General features: G+C 51.9%; 15 protein-coding genes and 2 riboswitches. Of the genes, 4 read left to right on the top strand and 11 right to left on the bottom strand.

Annotated elements, in window-relative coordinates; translation table 11 throughout:
- Positions 1-72: 72 nt before the first annotated feature.
- The 9 genes from EDM52_RS09975 to EDM52_RS09935 all read right to left on the bottom strand — a co-directional run bounded on the left by EDM52_RS09975 (position 73) and on the right by EDM52_RS09935 (position 10,810).
- Positions 73-1,257, bottom strand: a complete 1,185-nt coding sequence (locus EDM52_RS09975) for an MFS transporter (protein ID WP_122908859.1) — start codon at positions 1,255-1,257, stop codon at positions 73-75.
- A 21-nt stretch (positions 1,258-1,278) separates the two neighbouring features.
- Positions 1,279-3,354: an ABC transporter ATP-binding protein gene (locus EDM52_RS09970; protein ID WP_122908858.1), complete on the bottom strand. Its 2,076-nt coding sequence runs from the start codon at positions 3,352-3,354 to the stop codon at positions 1,279-1,281.
- Between the two features lie 15 nt (positions 3,355-3,369).
- A complete protein-coding gene (locus EDM52_RS09965) occupies positions 3,370-5,118 on the bottom strand; it encodes an ABC transporter ATP-binding protein (protein WP_122908857.1) in 1,749 nt (582 codons plus the stop codon).
- A gap of 163 nt (positions 5,119-5,281) precedes the next feature.
- Positions 5,282-5,848: a GNAT family N-acetyltransferase gene (locus EDM52_RS09960; protein WP_122908856.1), complete on the bottom strand. Its 567-nt coding sequence runs from the start codon at positions 5,846-5,848 to the stop codon at positions 5,282-5,284.
- Between the two features lie 68 nt (positions 5,849-5,916).
- A complete protein-coding gene (locus EDM52_RS09955) occupies positions 5,917-6,369 on the bottom strand; it encodes an OsmC family protein (RefSeq protein WP_245996754.1) in 453 nt (150 codons plus the stop codon).
- Between the two features lie 82 nt (positions 6,370-6,451).
- The gene (gene mtnA, locus EDM52_RS09950; protein WP_122908855.1) at positions 6,452-7,492 is read right to left on the bottom strand and encodes an S-methyl-5-thioribose-1-phosphate isomerase; all 1,041 of its coding nucleotides are present in this window, start codon (positions 7,490-7,492) and stop codon (positions 6,452-6,454) included.
- Entirely contained in the window at positions 7,489-8,718 is a 1,230-nt protein-coding gene (gene mtnK, locus EDM52_RS09945; protein ID WP_122908854.1) for an S-methyl-5-thioribose kinase, read from the bottom strand. The genes mtnA and mtnK overlap by 4 nt, the downstream gene beginning before the upstream one ends.
- Positions 8,719-8,877: 159 nt before the next feature.
- Positions 8,878-9,023, bottom strand: a riboswitch (SAM riboswitch).
- A 91-nt stretch (positions 9,024-9,114) separates the two neighbouring features.
- Entirely contained in the window at positions 9,115-10,296 is a 1,182-nt protein-coding gene (locus EDM52_RS09940; protein WP_122908853.1) for an anti-sigma factor, read from the bottom strand.
- Complete coding sequence (locus EDM52_RS09935; RefSeq protein WP_245996753.1) at positions 10,277-10,810, bottom strand: sigma-70 family RNA polymerase sigma factor; 534 nt, start codon at positions 10,808-10,810, stop codon at positions 10,277-10,279. The genes EDM52_RS09940 and EDM52_RS09935 overlap by 20 nt, the downstream gene beginning before the upstream one ends.
- Before the next feature lie 153 nt (positions 10,811-10,963).
- Positions 10,964-11,122, top strand: a riboswitch (SAM riboswitch).
- A gap of 122 nt (positions 11,123-11,244) precedes the next feature.
- Here EDM52_RS09935 and EDM52_RS09930 point away from each other — a divergent pair.
- Genes EDM52_RS09930 through EDM52_RS09915 form a run of 4 tightly spaced genes read left to right on the top strand, consistent with a single transcriptional unit; the run spans position 11,245 to position 14,321 of the window.
- Positions 11,245-12,459: a 2,3-diketo-5-methylthiopentyl-1-phosphate enolase gene (locus tag EDM52_RS09930; protein ID WP_122908852.1), complete on the top strand. Its 1,215-nt coding sequence runs from the start codon at positions 11,245-11,247 to the stop codon at positions 12,457-12,459.
- On the top strand, positions 12,456-13,133 hold the full coding sequence (locus EDM52_RS09925; RefSeq protein WP_122908851.1) for a 2-hydroxy-3-keto-5-methylthiopentenyl-1-phosphate phosphatase: 678 nt from the start codon (positions 12,456-12,458) through the stop codon (positions 13,131-13,133). Before EDM52_RS09930 ends, EDM52_RS09925 begins: the two co-directional genes overlap by 4 nt.
- 3 nt (positions 13,134-13,136) lie before the next feature.
- The gene (locus EDM52_RS09920; RefSeq protein WP_122908850.1) at positions 13,137-13,790 is read left to right on the top strand and encodes a methylthioribulose 1-phosphate dehydratase; all 654 of its coding nucleotides are present in this window, start codon (positions 13,137-13,139) and stop codon (positions 13,788-13,790) included.
- Between the two features lie 18 nt (positions 13,791-13,808).
- The gene (locus EDM52_RS09915; RefSeq protein WP_122908849.1) at positions 13,809-14,321 is read left to right on the top strand and encodes a 1,2-dihydroxy-3-keto-5-methylthiopentene dioxygenase; all 513 of its coding nucleotides are present in this window, start codon (positions 13,809-13,811) and stop codon (positions 14,319-14,321) included.
- Between the two features lie 50 nt (positions 14,322-14,371).
- Here EDM52_RS09915 and EDM52_RS25155 read toward each other — a convergent pair whose 3' ends face one another.
- Together EDM52_RS25155 and EDM52_RS25150 are read right to left on the bottom strand one after the other, a co-directional pair.
- The gene (locus EDM52_RS25155; RefSeq protein WP_245996750.1) at positions 14,372-14,872 is read right to left on the bottom strand and encodes a Ger(x)C family spore germination C-terminal domain-containing protein; all 501 of its coding nucleotides are present in this window, start codon (positions 14,870-14,872) and stop codon (positions 14,372-14,374) included.
- 27 nt (positions 14,873-14,899) lie between these two features.
- Positions 14,900-15,241 carry a Ger(x)C family spore germination protein gene (locus EDM52_RS25150; RefSeq protein ID WP_245996748.1) on the bottom strand — a complete coding sequence of 114 codons (342 nt, stop codon included), beginning with the start codon at positions 15,239-15,241 and terminating at the stop codon, positions 14,900-14,902.
- Positions 15,242-15,334: the final 93 nt, after the last annotated feature.

The raw sequence follows: 15,334 nt of genomic DNA, 5'->3' as shown, positions 1-15,334 counted from the left end.
AACCTCTAAAAAAACGGCACCTCCCCTGTCTTTTACAGGAAAAGTGCCATTGCCCATCCTTTACTCTTTCGATTAACCATGCTTTTGCAATGAAATCGGTAACTCTTTTTGTGCCGCTGAAGTCTCGCGATGGACCAGACACGCGATAGCAAACGCCAGCAGCTGCGCTCCCATCAGCCAAAACATCGTCCACGGCTCCCACGCCTGCATTAAAAATCCATTCAAGCCCGGAGCCAGAATGCTCGCTACCCCAAAATTGATACCGGCTATGATTCCCACCGTAGGGATCATGGAAGCAGGCAAAATGTCTGCCGCGTAAGCCAATCCGAGCGAGTAAAAGGACCCCACAGCCGCCCCGGCGATTGCCAGCATCAGCATCATGAACCAGACATTTTCACCCGCAACCGGGAAGAGAAAGAAAGCCACAGCTCCGACCAGAGCGCAGACAAACATGACCTTCTTGCGTCCAATGCGATCACTCAACATACCAAGCGGCATTTGCAAAATGATGCTTCCTACGATAAAGGACGGCAGGATCAGGGAAGTCCACTCCAGTGACAAGCCTGTGCGCAAGGCGTAGATGGGAAAGCTGCCATTTAGCGACGTTTCCATGAAGCCGTAAAGAAAAGGAGGAATCAGCGCCAGCCAAGCGATGCGGAGGACTGTCACGTACTTGTTCTGCTTTTTCTCCGTCTGTTTGATTTCCTCTGGGAAGTCATTCTTGATTCGGGCCAACAGCGCATAGGCGATGACGTACAACACGATCAACGCCCCAAATGGCACCCATACCCCGAACGTCAGCAGGTTTAAACCCAAAGGTCCTATCGCAAAGCCAAATCCGAATGCCAGACCGTAAATGGACAGATCCCGACCGCGGTTCTTCTCCGAGGTGATCTTGGTCACCCACATCTGGCTGGCGTAATGCAAGCTGGAATCGCCTACGCCCATCAGAAGTCTCAGAACAAACCAGACGGTGAGCGAAGAAAACATAGGGACGAGAAGCGTCGATACGGTCAACAGCACTAGTCCCCAAAAAATCGTATTGCGGTACCCGATGCGGCGCAAGGGGATCTCCAGCCAGGGTGAAACCAGTACAACTCCGATATAGAGGGCAGTCGCATTTAACCCATTCACGACAGTCGATACGCCCTGCTGCTCCAGCATGACAGCGAGCAGCGGAATCGTCAGTCCTTGATTGGCCCCTGCGACCGCCACGACGACGATCAACACCCAAAAGGTGTAGCGAGATGATTGCATGGTGTTGAACCTCCACTTGGATTATCCATTTACTGTAGCAGACAGACCGCCTTGCTGGAGCTGGTACATTTTTCGATACAGTCCATCCTGCCCCATCAATTCCTCATGCGTGCCCCGCTCTACGACTTCACCACGAGACAGCACGAGAATCTGATCCGCATGTTGAATCGTAGACAGCCGGTGTGCAATGATGAAGGTCGTCCTTCCGCGGGACAATACGTGCAGAGCCTCCTGGATCGCAGACTCGGTCTCGCTGTCAATACTGGCTGTCGCTTCATCCAGAATCAGGATCGCAGGATCAGAGACAAGTGCCCGGGCAAAAGAGATGAGCTGTCGCTGGCCAGCGGACAACGTCATCCCCCGTTCTACTACCGGTTCGTCATAACCACCCGGCAGTTTTGAAATAAAGGCATCTGCCCTGACGGCCTTGGCTGCTTCTCTGACTTGTTCGTTGGTGATGTCGTCGTTGTACATGCGAATATTGAAGCCGACGCTTCCAGTAAACAGGAACGGATCCTGCAGGACGAGGCCGATATGACGGCGAAGCGACTGAATATCCATCTCGCTCATTGGTGCATCATCAATCAAAATGCGTCCTTGGGTCACCGGATAGTAGCCCAGCAGCAGATTCATCAAGGAGCTTTTTCCAGAACCCGTGTGTCCAACCAGCGCAATCGTCTCTCCCGGCTTGGCGGTGAACGAAACGTCTTTCAACACGTACTCCTCACCCGAATAAGCAAAGGAAACCTTGTCGAATACCACTTCTCCACGCGGTCGCGCGATCTGTTCTCTCGCGCTAGCGACCTCTGCAGGCGTATCCATGATTTCAAACACGCGCTTGGCCGATATATTCGCCTGCTGCAGCTGTGACAGGCGGTTCATGATCATGTTGATTGGCTCAAAAAAGCGCCCCATGTAATCCACGAAAGCGAAGAGTGCCCCGAAAGAGATGGCACTGTGGAAGGAAGCAGAGCCGTAATACCAGATAATGATCGTCAAGGCGATTTTCCAGATCAGGTCAACAGCCGGGCGCAGGAGAAACGACTCGATGTTGATTTCCTTCAGCTTGACCTTGAAGTACTCCTCGTTTACCTTTGAGAATTCCTTCTGGACACCTTCCTCTCGACGGAAGGCTTGCACGATCGTCATGTTTTGAATCATTTCGTTGATCATCGCATTCATGTCAGCCAGCCTCGCACGAATGATCGTGTAGTAGCGGGAGCTGTATTTGCGATAAAAAATGACCAGCAAAACAAGCAGCGGCACTGTCAAAAAGCAGAACAGCGCGAGCTCTGGCTGCAGGATGTACAGGGCAATCAAGATGCCGATCAAATACAATCCGTTTTGCACAAAGGTAGCCAGCACGCTGACGTACAGCTCGCGTATCGCCTCGGTATCATTGCTGACGCGGGAGACGAGAGAACCCACTGGCGTCTTGTCAAAGAAAGACACCGGCAGCTTTTGCAAATGAATAAACAGCTTCATCCGCATCTGCTGGATAATGCGCTGCGCGATGGTTTGGAGCCATAAGATCTGAATGTAATTAAAACCCGCTGACAAGAGGATGAGTGCGCCATACCCGACAGACAGCCAAATAATCGGCTGAATATCACCTTCGTACATCGCTTTGACCTCATCTGCGGTCAAGCGTATCCCTGCTACGGGCTCCGACTGGTTGACCGTTACTTCTACGTGCTGACGGCCATTCTCCTCAGTCGTCGGTACAATGCTCTTTTCCCCGTTCTGGTCCACAGGTCCAAAGACCAGATAATACGTGGTTCCTTCCGCCAGCACCGTCGTCTGATGCTCCTTGGCGCCCTCCGGTGTTTCTCCGATGGAGGGCAGCCGATCCTCCCGCACATAGTACTTGCCTTCCACTTCTACGGCTTTTTCAGCACCGGCCGTTGGTTCCTGTGCAAACTCATACCAGGCCTTTTGGATCGACAGGATGTGATTGTCGATCATGACCTTGGCCAAAAAAGGACCTGCCAGCTCTGCACCCGTACCGAGCAACAGCAAGAAAAGCGCTCCTGCTATCTGTTTTTGAAACGGTCTGGCGAAATCGACCAGCCGTTTCCACACGCTATGCCCATTCATGAAACGCTCTCCTTCCTATTCCTGGCCGACTACATCCTGTTCCATCTGCTGGCGGCGATACTGCTCAGCGTACCAGCCACCCAGCAGCATCAGCTCGTCATGCGTACCGCGTTCCACAATCCTGCCCTCCTCGAGCACGAGGATCAATTGGGCATGCTGGACAGCAGACAAGCGGTGGGCCGTAATAATCGTTGTTTTTCCTGCGCGCTCCTGGCGCAGATGATGCACGATCCTCTCTTCCGTCCGCGCATCCACAGCAGAAAGGGAGTCATCGAGAATGAGAATATCTGCATCCATCAGCAAGGCTCGTGCAATCGAAATACGCTGCTTCTGTCCGCCTGACAGGGTAACTCCCTTCTCGCCTACCATCGTCTCAAGACCCTCGCTGAACTGCATGAGATCGCGTCCCATTTCAGCCAGCTCCAGCGCACGAAGCACCTCCTGCTCAGTCGCTTCAGGCTTTCCGAATGCCACATTCTCCGCGATCGTTCTGGAGAACAGCAAATGCTCCTGTGGCACATAGCCGATTTTGGCACGCAGCGCATCAAAGGACAGTCTCTCGATCGCTACGCCGCCAATGAAGAGGGCATCATCCTGCATGCGGTATTGATGCAAGAGAGAACGGCACAGCGTCGATTTTCCGCTTCCTGTGCGCCCCACGATCCCGAGCGTTTCTCCTTCACCGAGTGAAAATGAAAGATCCTGCAAGACAGGCTTGCTCGTACCCGGATACGTAAATGTAAAATGGCGGGCTTCAATCGAATTGCCTTTTGCTTCCGTGACAGGCTGATTCGCCTCATGCACATCGGGCTCCTCGATCAGCATTTCGGACAAACGCTTGAGGGACGCGCTTCCCCGCTGTACGACATTGATCAGCCAGCCAAAGGCAAACATCGGCCAGATCAACAGGCCCAAATACAGGTTGAAGGCGACCAGATCGCCAAGTGAGATGGAGCTGGTAAAGACGAGATACGTCCCATAGCCAAGCCCGATTAAAAAACTGAACCCGATAATGATCGCGATCGTCGGATCGAATAACGCATCGATGCGTGACACGTTTACGTTTCGTTCCAGCGTTTTTTCGCTGACACGGCGAAAGGCATCTACATCTTTGTCTTCCTGCACAAAAGCGCGCATCACACGAACACCCGAAACGGATTGCTGAACGTGATCGTTCATCTCGCCAAATGCTTCCTGCGCCAAGTAAAAGCGTTCGTGCAGCAGTCGTCCGTAATAAGCAGTCGACCAGGCCAAGAACGGCATCGGGATCAGTGCTGCCAATGTCAGCTTCCAATCGATCGTAACCATCATGACTCCAAGCGTGAGTACAGTCATAAACAAGGAATCTACCAAGGTCAGTACACCCATGCTTGCCGTCTGTTCGACTGCCGGTATATCGTTGGTCGCGATGGCCATCAGATCGCCGCTTCGTCTGCGCTGATAAAAGGAAGGTGTCATGCGCGTCAGATGGGAAAAAAGGCGCTCACGCAAAGTCCGCTCCAGAATGAGTGCTCCGCCATTCAACAGATACCGCCATATAAATCGCATCACGTATAAAGCGATACCCAGCGAGAGCAGGATCGCGACCGACTCGGTCAAATGGGCCGTCGTCAGAGAGCCATTGCGAATCGAGTCTACCGTCTCACCGACCAGACGCGGCGGCCACAGCATCAAAACATCAATTAAAAACAGGAATGCGATACCCACTGTGTACCGTTTCCAATGTGCTCGAAAAAAACAGGATAAGTCCCGCAGTATCTGCATGCTAATCACCTCTTTACAAGCCAAATATACCTGCCTATCCCCCCAGAGATGGAAATAATCCTCTGTCGAGGCACCATCAGGGAAGAGTGACATCGAAAAAGGGGATGCGTAATCGCAACCCCTTTTACCGCTTTCCTCATCGTAATTTACTGAATTTTCCTTGTCAATCCATTTTACTTGAGCGGAATTCTTCCCACTCCGAGCGCAGCATACTGTACACGGCGTGGTCGACGAAATGGTCGTAGAGGAATTCGTTTCTGCGCAGAACTCCTTCCAGCTGAAAGCCCAGACGCTCCGGAATCGCCCTGCTTTTACCATTTTCGGTTGCCGCTTGAATCGTCAGCTTTTCCATTCCCCAGGAACCAAAAACCAACTGATCCATATACGAAACCACCGCCTGGGTCATCAAACCATGCCCTTGATATTGGGCTCCGAGCCAGTAGCCCAGCGATGTTTTTCTGTTTATCCAGTCCAGGTTGTGCACGCCCAGCGTTCCAGCGAGTCTTCCTTTATACCAGATCCCGTAATGCGTACCCTGATTATTGTTGTGCTGGTTGATTGTCATCTGGATAAAGCCGGCCGTATCCTCCACTGTTCTCGTGTAGTCCAACCAGGGCAGCCATTCGCGCAAATACTGGCGGTTGGTATCGGTCAACCAGAACATTTCCTGTGCATCGGAAGGCTCCAGCTGTTTGAGATACGATTCTTCTGACATCGGTATTACTCTCATCCAAATCCCTCCCTATTTCTATGTACATTCTTTCAAGCACACTTTTTCCTCTGAGAGTGAATTTGTCTCTATTCCTCCTCGGGAATGGGAGTCTCGATACCGTTTAGAATGACATGAGGGGTAATGACAGCTGTGAGGGAAGCCGCCACCGGACAATACCGCTCTGTTTCCAGCTTTACTGCCTGCCAGATGCGAGACGGTGAGAGCTCTCCCTTTACATGAAAGATAAGATCGACTTCTGTAATCGCATGGGGCACCTCCACTTCACGAATGCCATCCGCCACGATTTCGAGGGATTCCAAAGGCTGACGCATCTTTTCCAGCAGCTGCGTCACACCTATGCCGATACAGCCTGTCAGACCGACAAGCACCAGCTCAAGTGGACTGTTTCCTCCACTCTCACCACCATACGCTGGACCTGCATCCATCAGAACGGGATAGCCACTCGGTCCCTTCGCTTGGAATTTCCGCTTTCCCAACCATTCCGCCTTTACACTCATACGTTTTTTCTCTGCTGTCATTGCATCTGCACCCCTTTTCCTTTCCATATTGCCCTATATGAAAAAGCGCCCACCTCTATGGCTGGTGGACGCTGGCTGTCAGTTAGGATTTGCTTTTTCCGATTTCTTCCGGTTTGTAGATTCCTGTCTCGGTCACGATCGCGGTAATGTACGGTGCTGGTGTCACATCGAACGCAGGGTTGTAGACCTTGATATCGTCCGGTGCCACCTGTTTGCCCAAACCGTGCGTGATCTCCTCTCCCGGACGTTCCTCGATCGGAATATCTGCTCCGGTAGGGGTCTCCATGTCGATGGAAGAAAGCGGGGCTGCAACGTAAAAGGGAATGCCGTGCGCCTTCGCCAGTACCGCTACGCCGTAGGTACCGATCTTGTTGGCTACGTCGCCATTGGCTGCCACGCGATCCGTACCGACGATCACAGCTTGCACCTTGCCTTGGGACATCACCATGGCCGCCATGTTGTCACAGATCAGGGTTACATCGATGCCAGCTTGCTGCAATTCAAAAGCGGTCAGACGAGCACCCTGCAAAACAGGACGAGTTTCGTCCGCGTATACCTTCAAATCCCAGCCTCGCTCCTTTGCCAAATAGAGGGGCGCAGTCGCTGTACCATAGGCCGCAGTCGCCAATGCCCCGGGATTACAGTGTGTGAGAATACCCATCCCGTCTTCCAATAAAGTAAGCAAATGCTCACCAATAGTCCGGCAGACCTCTGCGTCTTCTTTTTGAATCGCCAACGCTTCGTCCAGGACGGCTGCTTTCAGTTCCGCGACAGACTTGTCGGCATCCTGCTGGACGCGCGCCTTGATGCGGTCAATCGCCCAGAAAAGGTTCACTGCCGTAGGACGGGAGCTGCCCAGATATTCCGCCTGTTTGCTAACATCAGACCAGAAAGCCTCAAACGTGGTAGCCTCGCTGTTGCGGATTCCCAGATACAGTCCATAAGCTGCAGCCATGCCGATCGCCGGTGCTCCTCTTACCTGTAGGTGGCGGATCGATGCCCACACCTCTTCAGAAGTGGTCAATTCCAGGTAGATTGTTTCTACGGGCAATTTCGTCTGGTCCAGCAGAATGAGCGCATCGCCTTCCCACTTGACTGGCGTTAGTTGTGTACTCGTTGTCATACTGTCGCTGCCTCCTGATAAAATCTTGCTGACACGGTACGGACAATGTCCGTGATATCGGTCGATTCGCCGACGTTGCCGCGCTCCAGAATCAGTGCCTCTCCGATGGCGAGTGCCAGGCGTTCCGCTTCTGCTCGCACCTTCTCATCCGCAATTTCATTCAGGTCTGCCACGCCGGCAAGTCCGATCACGCGTCGCAGCACCTTGCAGCCCGCATAGCCAGCTGCATCCTGGATCAAGCGCTTGACGTAGCTCTCCCACAGACCTTCCACATGGGCGCTGCGCTCTTTTGCATGCTTGTGCCACAGCTGAACGAACTGCGAAACGAATTCGTTCCAGACATCTTCTACCGTTTCCAGTAGATATTCGCGGTACGACTCCCTTTCTCCTTGATCTTTCTGCAAGCCGTGCTGACCTGCGTAGTTGAGCAGAAGATTGGCAATCACCGCTCCGATATCAAAGCCGAGTGGACCATAGTAGGCGAATTCCGGATCAATCGCTTTCAGACTGGTTTTTGTAATAAAAATGCTGCCTGTATGCAGATCGCCATGCAGCAGCGCCTCTGCACGTGTCAGGAAATCATATTTCAGCTTGGCGATCTCCAGCTTGAGCGGCTTGTTGTGCCAGATCGCTTCCACTTCACGGCGAATCAGCGGGTTAAAGTTGTTGGTTGGAGCATTTTCGTACGGGTCTGTAAAGACAAGATCTTCCGTAATTTTGCACAATTCTGGATTGATGAATCTTCCGACAAGAGCCTTTTTCTCATATGGATGCGCCCCCAGGTCCGAGGTGTAGAACAGGGTGTGCGCTAAAAATTTGCCGATCTGCTTTGCAAAGAGAGGATAGCGATTGCCTTCAATCAAGCCTTTTCGCATGATGACATGGTCTCCGACGTTCTCCATGACCGTCAAAGCCAGCTCGGAATCAAAGTGATAGACCTGCGGCACCAGCTCGGGAACCAGTTTGTACTGGATTTGCAGCGCTTCACTCTCAATCCGCGCGCGGTCCAAGGTCAGCGGCCATGACTCTCCAACCACCCGTGCGTACGGCAATGCCTGCTTCACAATGACACTTTTGCCCGTCGCATCCTCGCGAATATCGAACACCAGATTCAGGTTTCCATCGCCGATCTCTCGACTGGACAACTCTGCTCCCTTCGAAAATAGACCAGGTATTTCCTTCACATACTGTACCGCCTCTTGTTCTGTCAGCGCGCGATATGCCATGATTTTATTTCTCCCCTCTAAGCAATTTATCGTATATCATAAGCCGACTGGTCTATTGCCCAGTCTTGCGATCAAACGGAATAGCCCATGCAAAAAAACCTCTTTTCTCGAAGAAAAGAGGTCGTAATCGTACACGTAGATGAAAACGTGCCCGTCTCCCCCTTATCTTCCAGACCACTTTTGTTTCTGCAGGAATTAGCACCGTGCACGTCGCATTTTCTTCAGTCGCAGTAACGACCAAATCACGCGTCATGTCGGTTGCCGGGTATCATCGGGCCAGTCCCTCCACCTTCTCTGGATAAGGTATCCAACGTATGCAATTTTGATTAGTTTGAATCATACAACCACGCTACTGACTATGTCAACACCTTTTTAGCTCGAATGTGCGCCTATGCTCTACCAACTATTCTGTGTGCCAGAAGCAGCGGGACGCTCCCAGTTCCACCAGTCTACTTGACCCAGAAAAGCAGCCGTGATAGAAGTTTCCTCCTTCAGCTTGAGCAGTTCCTTAGTCGGTCCTGTTATCACCGCGCCGTAGATGCCGACCCCATGCTCCTGCAGGTACTGATAGCGCTCTTGGATATTTGGCTGACCCCACATTAGTCCTCTGCCGACAGCACGGCTCAGACGCTCCTGCTCCGCCAAATACTTCATCTCCGCCACGTACGCCGCTGTCCTTCGATTACCCTCAGCATTTACTTGTATAGGAGCATTTCCGTAGTCCAAACTCCGCTCAGAGAATCCCCAGATTTCTCCTGCCGAGAGAATCACATTGCCCTCATCTCGGTCTGCCTGTTTCAGCTCTTCTCCTGTATCCACAGCTAACCATACCGTTTCCTGCTCATCGTCTGGCACATGGCGAGAGATCAGGCTGTAATACTCCTCGTACGTAAGCAAACGATCAAAGGAAATGGCCAGCTGGGAGACTGTACCCTCCGGCAGTTTTTCCATCGCCTTCCACGCTGGAGTCCGCAGGTATTCGGTCTCTTCCGGCGTCATGGCCTCAGATGGAAAACGGAAAAACAACTTGACATCTCTGACGCCATTCGGCCATTTTGGCTGAGCGCTGACAAGCCACAGGAGGTTGGTGCTCTCGATCTTCCCTGCATTTTTCTGATCCGCCCCCACCTGTTCACGCAGCTCCATCTCGATATTGCCGTACAACAGGCCGATCTGCGAACCGCTGCTCCCCGCAGTAATACCCGGCTGCGTAAAGTTGACCATGCTTCTCGTCACCCGGTACAGCTCATCGTACATGCTCGTGCCGATCCAGGTATTGACCGTAAATAGCAGGACGCCTGCCAGAAACGCGATTCCCAGCGTGAATGCTGAATTTCCCAAGCGCATTCTCCATTTTCCCCGGCGTAGAATCCTGCTCTGCTTTTCCTCAGGAAGACTAATTTGCGCCGGCTGCTCCGGCTCCTTTTCCTCCCCGAGCAGCAGGTGTTCCAGCTTCGCAGCGAACGCCTCGTCCTCTGCCAATTCTTCTTGCAGCCTCTCCTTATCCTCGTCCGTCAGCTCACCGCGCAAATAGGCAAGCAGCCGAGCGTCCCTTTTGTCAAACTCCTTGTTCGTCATCCGCCTTTTCCCTCCACAACTTGCGCATCTTTTGTCTTCCCCTAAACAGTGAACGTTTCACATCTGCCAGGCTAATCCCCAGCACCTCGGCGATTTCCGCGTAGCTAAATTGCATGGCAAACAACAGGATCACTTGTCTTTGCCGTTCGGGAAGCAGCTCCAGATGAATCTGGGCACTCGCCCACATTTCCTGCGAGACGAGGGCTTGTGCCGGGTCTGTAGCCAACTGATCCTCTCTTTCCGGCAGCTGCTCCATGTATTGCAAAGGGCGGCTGGACTGCTTGCGATGCCAGTCCACGAACGCGTGGTATGCCACCTTGAACAGCCAGGGCCGCACCTTTTCCCCGTGGTAGTCGTCCAGCGATAGAAAAGCGCGAAAAAACGTTTCCTGCGTCAGATCCTCTGCCTGCCGCGCATCCCGTGTGAGTCGGAAAAGATAGCGGTAGATATCATTTACGTGCATCCGGTACACGTCTTCCAAGCCTACTTTCCCAACGTCTTCACACCCTTTCATCCATTACCACGCAAGAGAGGCAAAAAAGGTTTCACTCGCTTTTCATTTCCTTGCCCAAAGTGCATATTGGAGCAAAAACAAAGATTGACTCCCGTAGGAGATCGTCATATTATGGGGGTATCGCATACGCTTGTGGCGTATGAACAACATACACTCTTATCGCGAGCTGGCTGAGGGACTGGCCCTATGATGCCCGGCAACCGGCGCTCTTCTATCATGCAATAGAGAGCGAAACGGTGCTAATTCCAACGGATAAGAGTCAGGACAGTTGGATTTGCACGCTGTCGTGACTGCTGACCCGAGAGATGAGAGGCGACGACAAAGCGTTCATAAAGACGACAACCGCCTCCCCACTCATAGGGGAGGTTTTTTCGTTCACGCATGCATGTGTATCTGAATCAAACACGATAAAAAAAGGAGGCTTATTCCTGGCTATGAGTGAGCAGCGCATCCTTGTTACGTATTTGACCCAAGCCCAGAATCTAAATAAAAAAGCAGAAGCCATCGCTGTCGGCATGACGGTCGGTTCCTGGACTGATTTGCCTGCAGCAAAAAAAGAAGCATTGAAGCCTTATCTGGGCGAAGCAGTCGGTGCTGAGGTATTGGAGACTCTCGAAAACGGAGATCAGCGTGGCTTGATTACCGTCAGCTACCCCATTCGCAACTTTACACCAGACATTCCTTCTTTGCTGACTGGCATTTTTGGCAAGCTGTCGATGGACGGAAAAATCAAATTAATGAATATTAGCCTGCCGGACTCCATGCTTGGCGCTTTTCCCGGCCCCAAGTTTGGCATCGACGGTCTCCGCGGTCGGCTAGATGCTCAAAACCGCCCTCTGCTCATGAGCATTTTCAAATCTTGTCTGGGATTGCCCTTTGACGATTTGAAGACACAGTTCCGGGCGCAAGCGCTGGGTGGCGTCGATCTGGTCAAAGACGATGAGATCTTTTTTGCTGATGATCGTGCTCCTTTCCTGGACCGGATCAAGGCGTTCAAGCAAATCGCGATCGAGACAGAAGCTGAGACGGGCAAACCAGTCCTCTACGCTGCCAACCTGACCGGACCCGTACATGAGCTGAACGAAAAGGCCAAACAAGCTGTGGAAGCTGGTGCGGATTGCCTGCTCTTCAACGTTCTCGCATTTGGCTTTGATGCTTTGCATCGACTGGCAGCAGATCCGGATGTCCAGGTCCCGATCATGGCTCACCCTGCATTGGCTGGCGCGTACTATCCATCTCCTGATTACGGAATTGCAACACCGCTGTTGCTGGGAACCCTGATGCGCATCGCCGGTGCAGATCTGGTCCTGTTCCCTTCTCCATACGGAAATGTGGCTCTGGACAAGAAAGAAGCTCTGCAGCTTGCCCAGCATCTGACTGATCCACTCGAAGGGGTACGCCGTTCCTTCCCGGTGCCATCGGCAGGAATTCACCCCGGACTCGTGCCGCAGCTGTTCGCTGACTTTGGTCTGGATCAGATCGTCAACGCGGGCGGCGGCATTCACGGCCACCCGGGCGGAGCAACCGCTGGCGCAAAAGCCTTCGTCGCCGCGATCGAAGCCGTGACAGCAGGCCGTACGTTGGATGAAGCAGCCGCACAGTCTTCCGAACTGGCCATTGCACTTGAAAAGTGGGGTGGCGGTCGATGAGTAAAAAACTCGTTTTGTTCTGCGACTTCGACGGCACCATCACGGAAAAGGACAATATCGTATCCATCGTGCGCAAATTTGCGCCACCAGAGTGCGAAGGGCTGATCGAACAAATTCTTACCCAGAAAATCTCGATTCAATCCGGAGTGGGTCAGCTCTTTCAACTCATCCCCTCCTCCAAGCGTCAGGAGATCATCGATTTTATTCTCGCTGAGGCTTCTATCCGTCCTGGCTTTGCAGATTTTGTCCGCTACTGCCGGGAAGAAGGCGTAGAATGGCTGATCACCAGTGGCGGCATCGACTTTTTCGTTGAGCCGATTCTGGCACCATTTGATCTGTCTGAAGTACCGCTCTATTGCAATGGTAGCGATTTTTCAGACGAACGTATTACGATCACCTGGCCGCATCATTGTGATGAACACTGCAGCAACGGCGGCTGCGGCATGTGCAAGACCACTATCATTCGCCGCTATGACTCAACGGACTACTTCCGTGTTGTCATTGGGGATTCCATAACGGATTTGGCTGGCGCAAAAATTGCTGACTTTGTCATCGCTCGCTCTCTGTTGGCGCAAAAATCAGAGGAGCTGCAATTGCCGCATCGCACATTCTCCACCTTCCACGACGTGGTTGACATACTAAAGGATTTGAAACACCAACAGGAGGTCAGGTAAGCCATGACAGCAACTTTGGAGCAGCGTTTGGACGCCTTTCGCCGCTTGGACGATGTCAAAATGACGTTTGCCCGCCGTGACTGGTTCCCAGGCACCAGCGGCAATCTTTCCATCAAGATCGCCGATACACCGCTGCAATTCGCTGTGACAGCGAGCGGCAAGGACAAAACCAAGCTTTCACCAGAAGATTATCTCATCGTGGATCAAGATTCCCGACCTGTCGATGCTACAGCGTTGAAACCATCCGCAGAAACCTTGATCCATGCTGTTGTCTATAAAAAATTCGCTCAGGCTGGCGCTTGCTTCCACGTTCATACCGTATGGAACAACCTGATCTCCGAGCTGTATTTTGGACATCGCGCCTTTTCCATCCAGGGTCAAGAACTGATCAAGGGCCTGGGGATCTGGGAAGAGAATGCACGGATCACCATTCCGATCGTCGAGAACTATGCGGATATTCCAACCTTGGCTATTGCAATCGAAAAAGTGATCACTCCAGAAGTTCCGGGAGTCTTGATCCGCAATCACGGGATTTACGCGTGGGGCGGCAACGATTTCGAAGCGAAGCGTCACCTCGAGGCTTTTGAATTCCTGTTTGAGTACCACGCTCGCTGGCTCCAGTTGCGCCAAGCGGCCGTGTCCACTACACCCAACTAACCAAGGAGGTTTTCAAGCATGGCACAAGTTCGTTTTCATGACAACAACGAGTACATCAGCAGCGCTGATGCAGTCAATGAGTTCCTCAGCACGCAAGGCATTATTTACGAGCACTGGGGTGTAGATCGTCTTGCTCCGAACCTGCGCGACAATTACAGCCCGACTGATGAAGAAAAACAGCAAATCCTGGATGCCTTCAAACCGGAGATCGATGACATCAGCAAGCGCCGCGGTTACCTGACTGCAGACATCATCGTCCTCTCTGACAGCAATCCCAACCTGGATGAGCTGCTGGTCAAATTCAAAGCCGAGCATCATCATACGGACGACGAATGCCGTTTTTGCGTCGATGGTCACGGTATTTTCGCGATCAAAGGCGATGACGGGCGCTACTTCGACGTAGAATTGGAGCCGGGCGATCTGATCTCCGTACCGCCCAACTTCCGTCACTATTTCACGTTGATGTCTGACCGCAAAATCAAAGCGATCCGCCTCTTCGTCACTCCTGCTGGCTGGGAAGCAATCTATTAATAACAAAGGCGCCCTGGTTCTATTTGCTTGCCAGGGCGTCTTTTCTATCCTTATTTGATCACACCATTGCCCTTGATCGACACCTCTGGAATCACATGCACGGAGGCATCTGCATTCGCTTTCTGGCATTTCTTGATCAGCTGCGTGTAATATTTATGCAATTCTTCCTCGATCGCCTTCTCCAGCTTCTTGTAATCCTTTTCCACATTATAGGGAAACATCCGCTCCGATATCGATATTTTCAGCTTCTGGCGTACGCCAAAACGAAAGCGCCCTTTCTCATACGAGGTCTCTACTTTATTCGATACATCTTTCACGTAAAAACTGATCCGACTTTTTACGATGCTCCCTTTTTCTTGATGATCTTGAACCGGGATACTGAGCGAAATTTCTCCTTGTTTTCCGTGAAGCAGCATTTGCAAAAGAATCGTATCTTGAGGTTCGACAAGTATTGCGTAAGTCTCTTTTCCGTTAATGAGGGCGGTTCCCATTACTTTTACAACATTACCCTTTTTCTTCATCTGGCCCATCGAATACGACGATCCTTGCATTGACCGTGAAACGTGCATCACGAAACATTACATCCAGTAATTGGAACCACTCTGGATGCTGCAATAAGCGTTTTCCAAGAACAAATACCTGAATTTTCCTGATAGCGTGACACCTGTTACCATCTCGTCCAAATCCATACGAGCTTGCCGAAAGGAATCTGCTTTGACGCCGAATTCCTCTGACTTATCCTTTGCCTCTTTGCTGAACACGGGACTAGATAGATAAAACAACAGTTCGTTTTTTTCATTCAGGTCCAAACCAGCCATAAGCGTAATGGTGGCATCCTCCAAATCGATTCGATCCATGCAGCCCGACAAGCACGTAGTGGCCAAAATCGCCACTAGCAGAATTCTCACACATGCCTTCATGCCCTTCGCCCCCTGGCTGATTTATGCCATAACCAAATCGGCCCAGCAATTACAAGAGGAAGCACATATCCAAAGATCAGTCCGGCCTCAAGA

It is taken from the genome of Brevibacillus invocatus, assembly GCF_003710915.1.
Lineage (GTDB): Bacteria > Bacillota > Bacilli > Brevibacillales > Brevibacillaceae > Brevibacillus > Brevibacillus invocatus.
This window is presented reverse-complemented; position numbering and strand designations above follow the sequence as displayed.

Coding starts and splice junctions, on each gene's coding strand:
- EDM52_RS09935 (WP_245996753.1), bottom strand. CDS start 10,810: ATGAAAGGGTGTGAAGACGTTGGGAAAGTAGGCTTGGAAGACGTGTAC.
- EDM52_RS09965 (WP_122908857.1), bottom strand. CDS start 5,118: ATGCAGATACTGCGGGACTTATCCTGTTTTTTTCGAGCACATTGGAAA.
- mtnA (WP_122908855.1), bottom strand. CDS start 7,492: ATGACAACGAGTACACAACTAACGCCAGTCAAGTGGGAAGGCGATGCG.
- mtnK (WP_122908854.1), bottom strand. CDS start 8,718: ATGGCATATCGCGCGCTGACAGAACAAGAGGCGGTACAGTATGTGAAG.
- EDM52_RS09925 (WP_122908851.1), top strand. CDS start 12,456: ATGAGTAAAAAACTCGTTTTGTTCTGCGACTTCGACGGCACCATCACG.
- EDM52_RS09915 (WP_122908849.1), top strand. CDS start 13,809: ATGGCACAAGTTCGTTTTCATGACAACAACGAGTACATCAGCAGCGCT.
- EDM52_RS09960 (WP_122908856.1), bottom strand. CDS start 5,848: ATGAGAGTAATACCGATGTCAGAAGAATCGTATCTCAAACAGCTGGAG.
- EDM52_RS09970 (WP_122908858.1), bottom strand. CDS start 3,354: ATGAATGGGCATAGCGTGTGGAAACGGCTGGTCGATTTCGCCAGACCG.
- EDM52_RS09975 (WP_122908859.1), bottom strand. CDS start 1,257: ATGCAATCATCTCGCTACACCTTTTGGGTGTTGATCGTCGTCGTGGCG.
- EDM52_RS09940 (WP_122908853.1), bottom strand. CDS start 10,296: ATGACGAACAAGGAGTTTGACAAAAGGGACGCTCGGCTGCTTGCCTAT.
- EDM52_RS09955 (WP_245996754.1), bottom strand. CDS start 6,369: ATGACAGCAGAGAAAAAACGTATGAGTGTAAAGGCGGAATGGTTGGGA.
- EDM52_RS09930 (WP_122908852.1), top strand. CDS start 11,245: ATGAGTGAGCAGCGCATCCTTGTTACGTATTTGACCCAAGCCCAGAAT.
- EDM52_RS09920 (WP_122908850.1), top strand. CDS start 13,137: ATGACAGCAACTTTGGAGCAGCGTTTGGACGCCTTTCGCCGCTTGGAC.
- EDM52_RS25150 (WP_245996748.1), bottom strand. CDS start 15,241: ATGAAGGCATGTGTGAGAATTCTGCTAGTGGCGATTTTGGCCACTACG.
- EDM52_RS25155 (WP_245996750.1), bottom strand. CDS start 14,872: ATGCAAGGATCGTCGTATTCGATGGGCCAGATGAAGAAAAAGGGTAAT.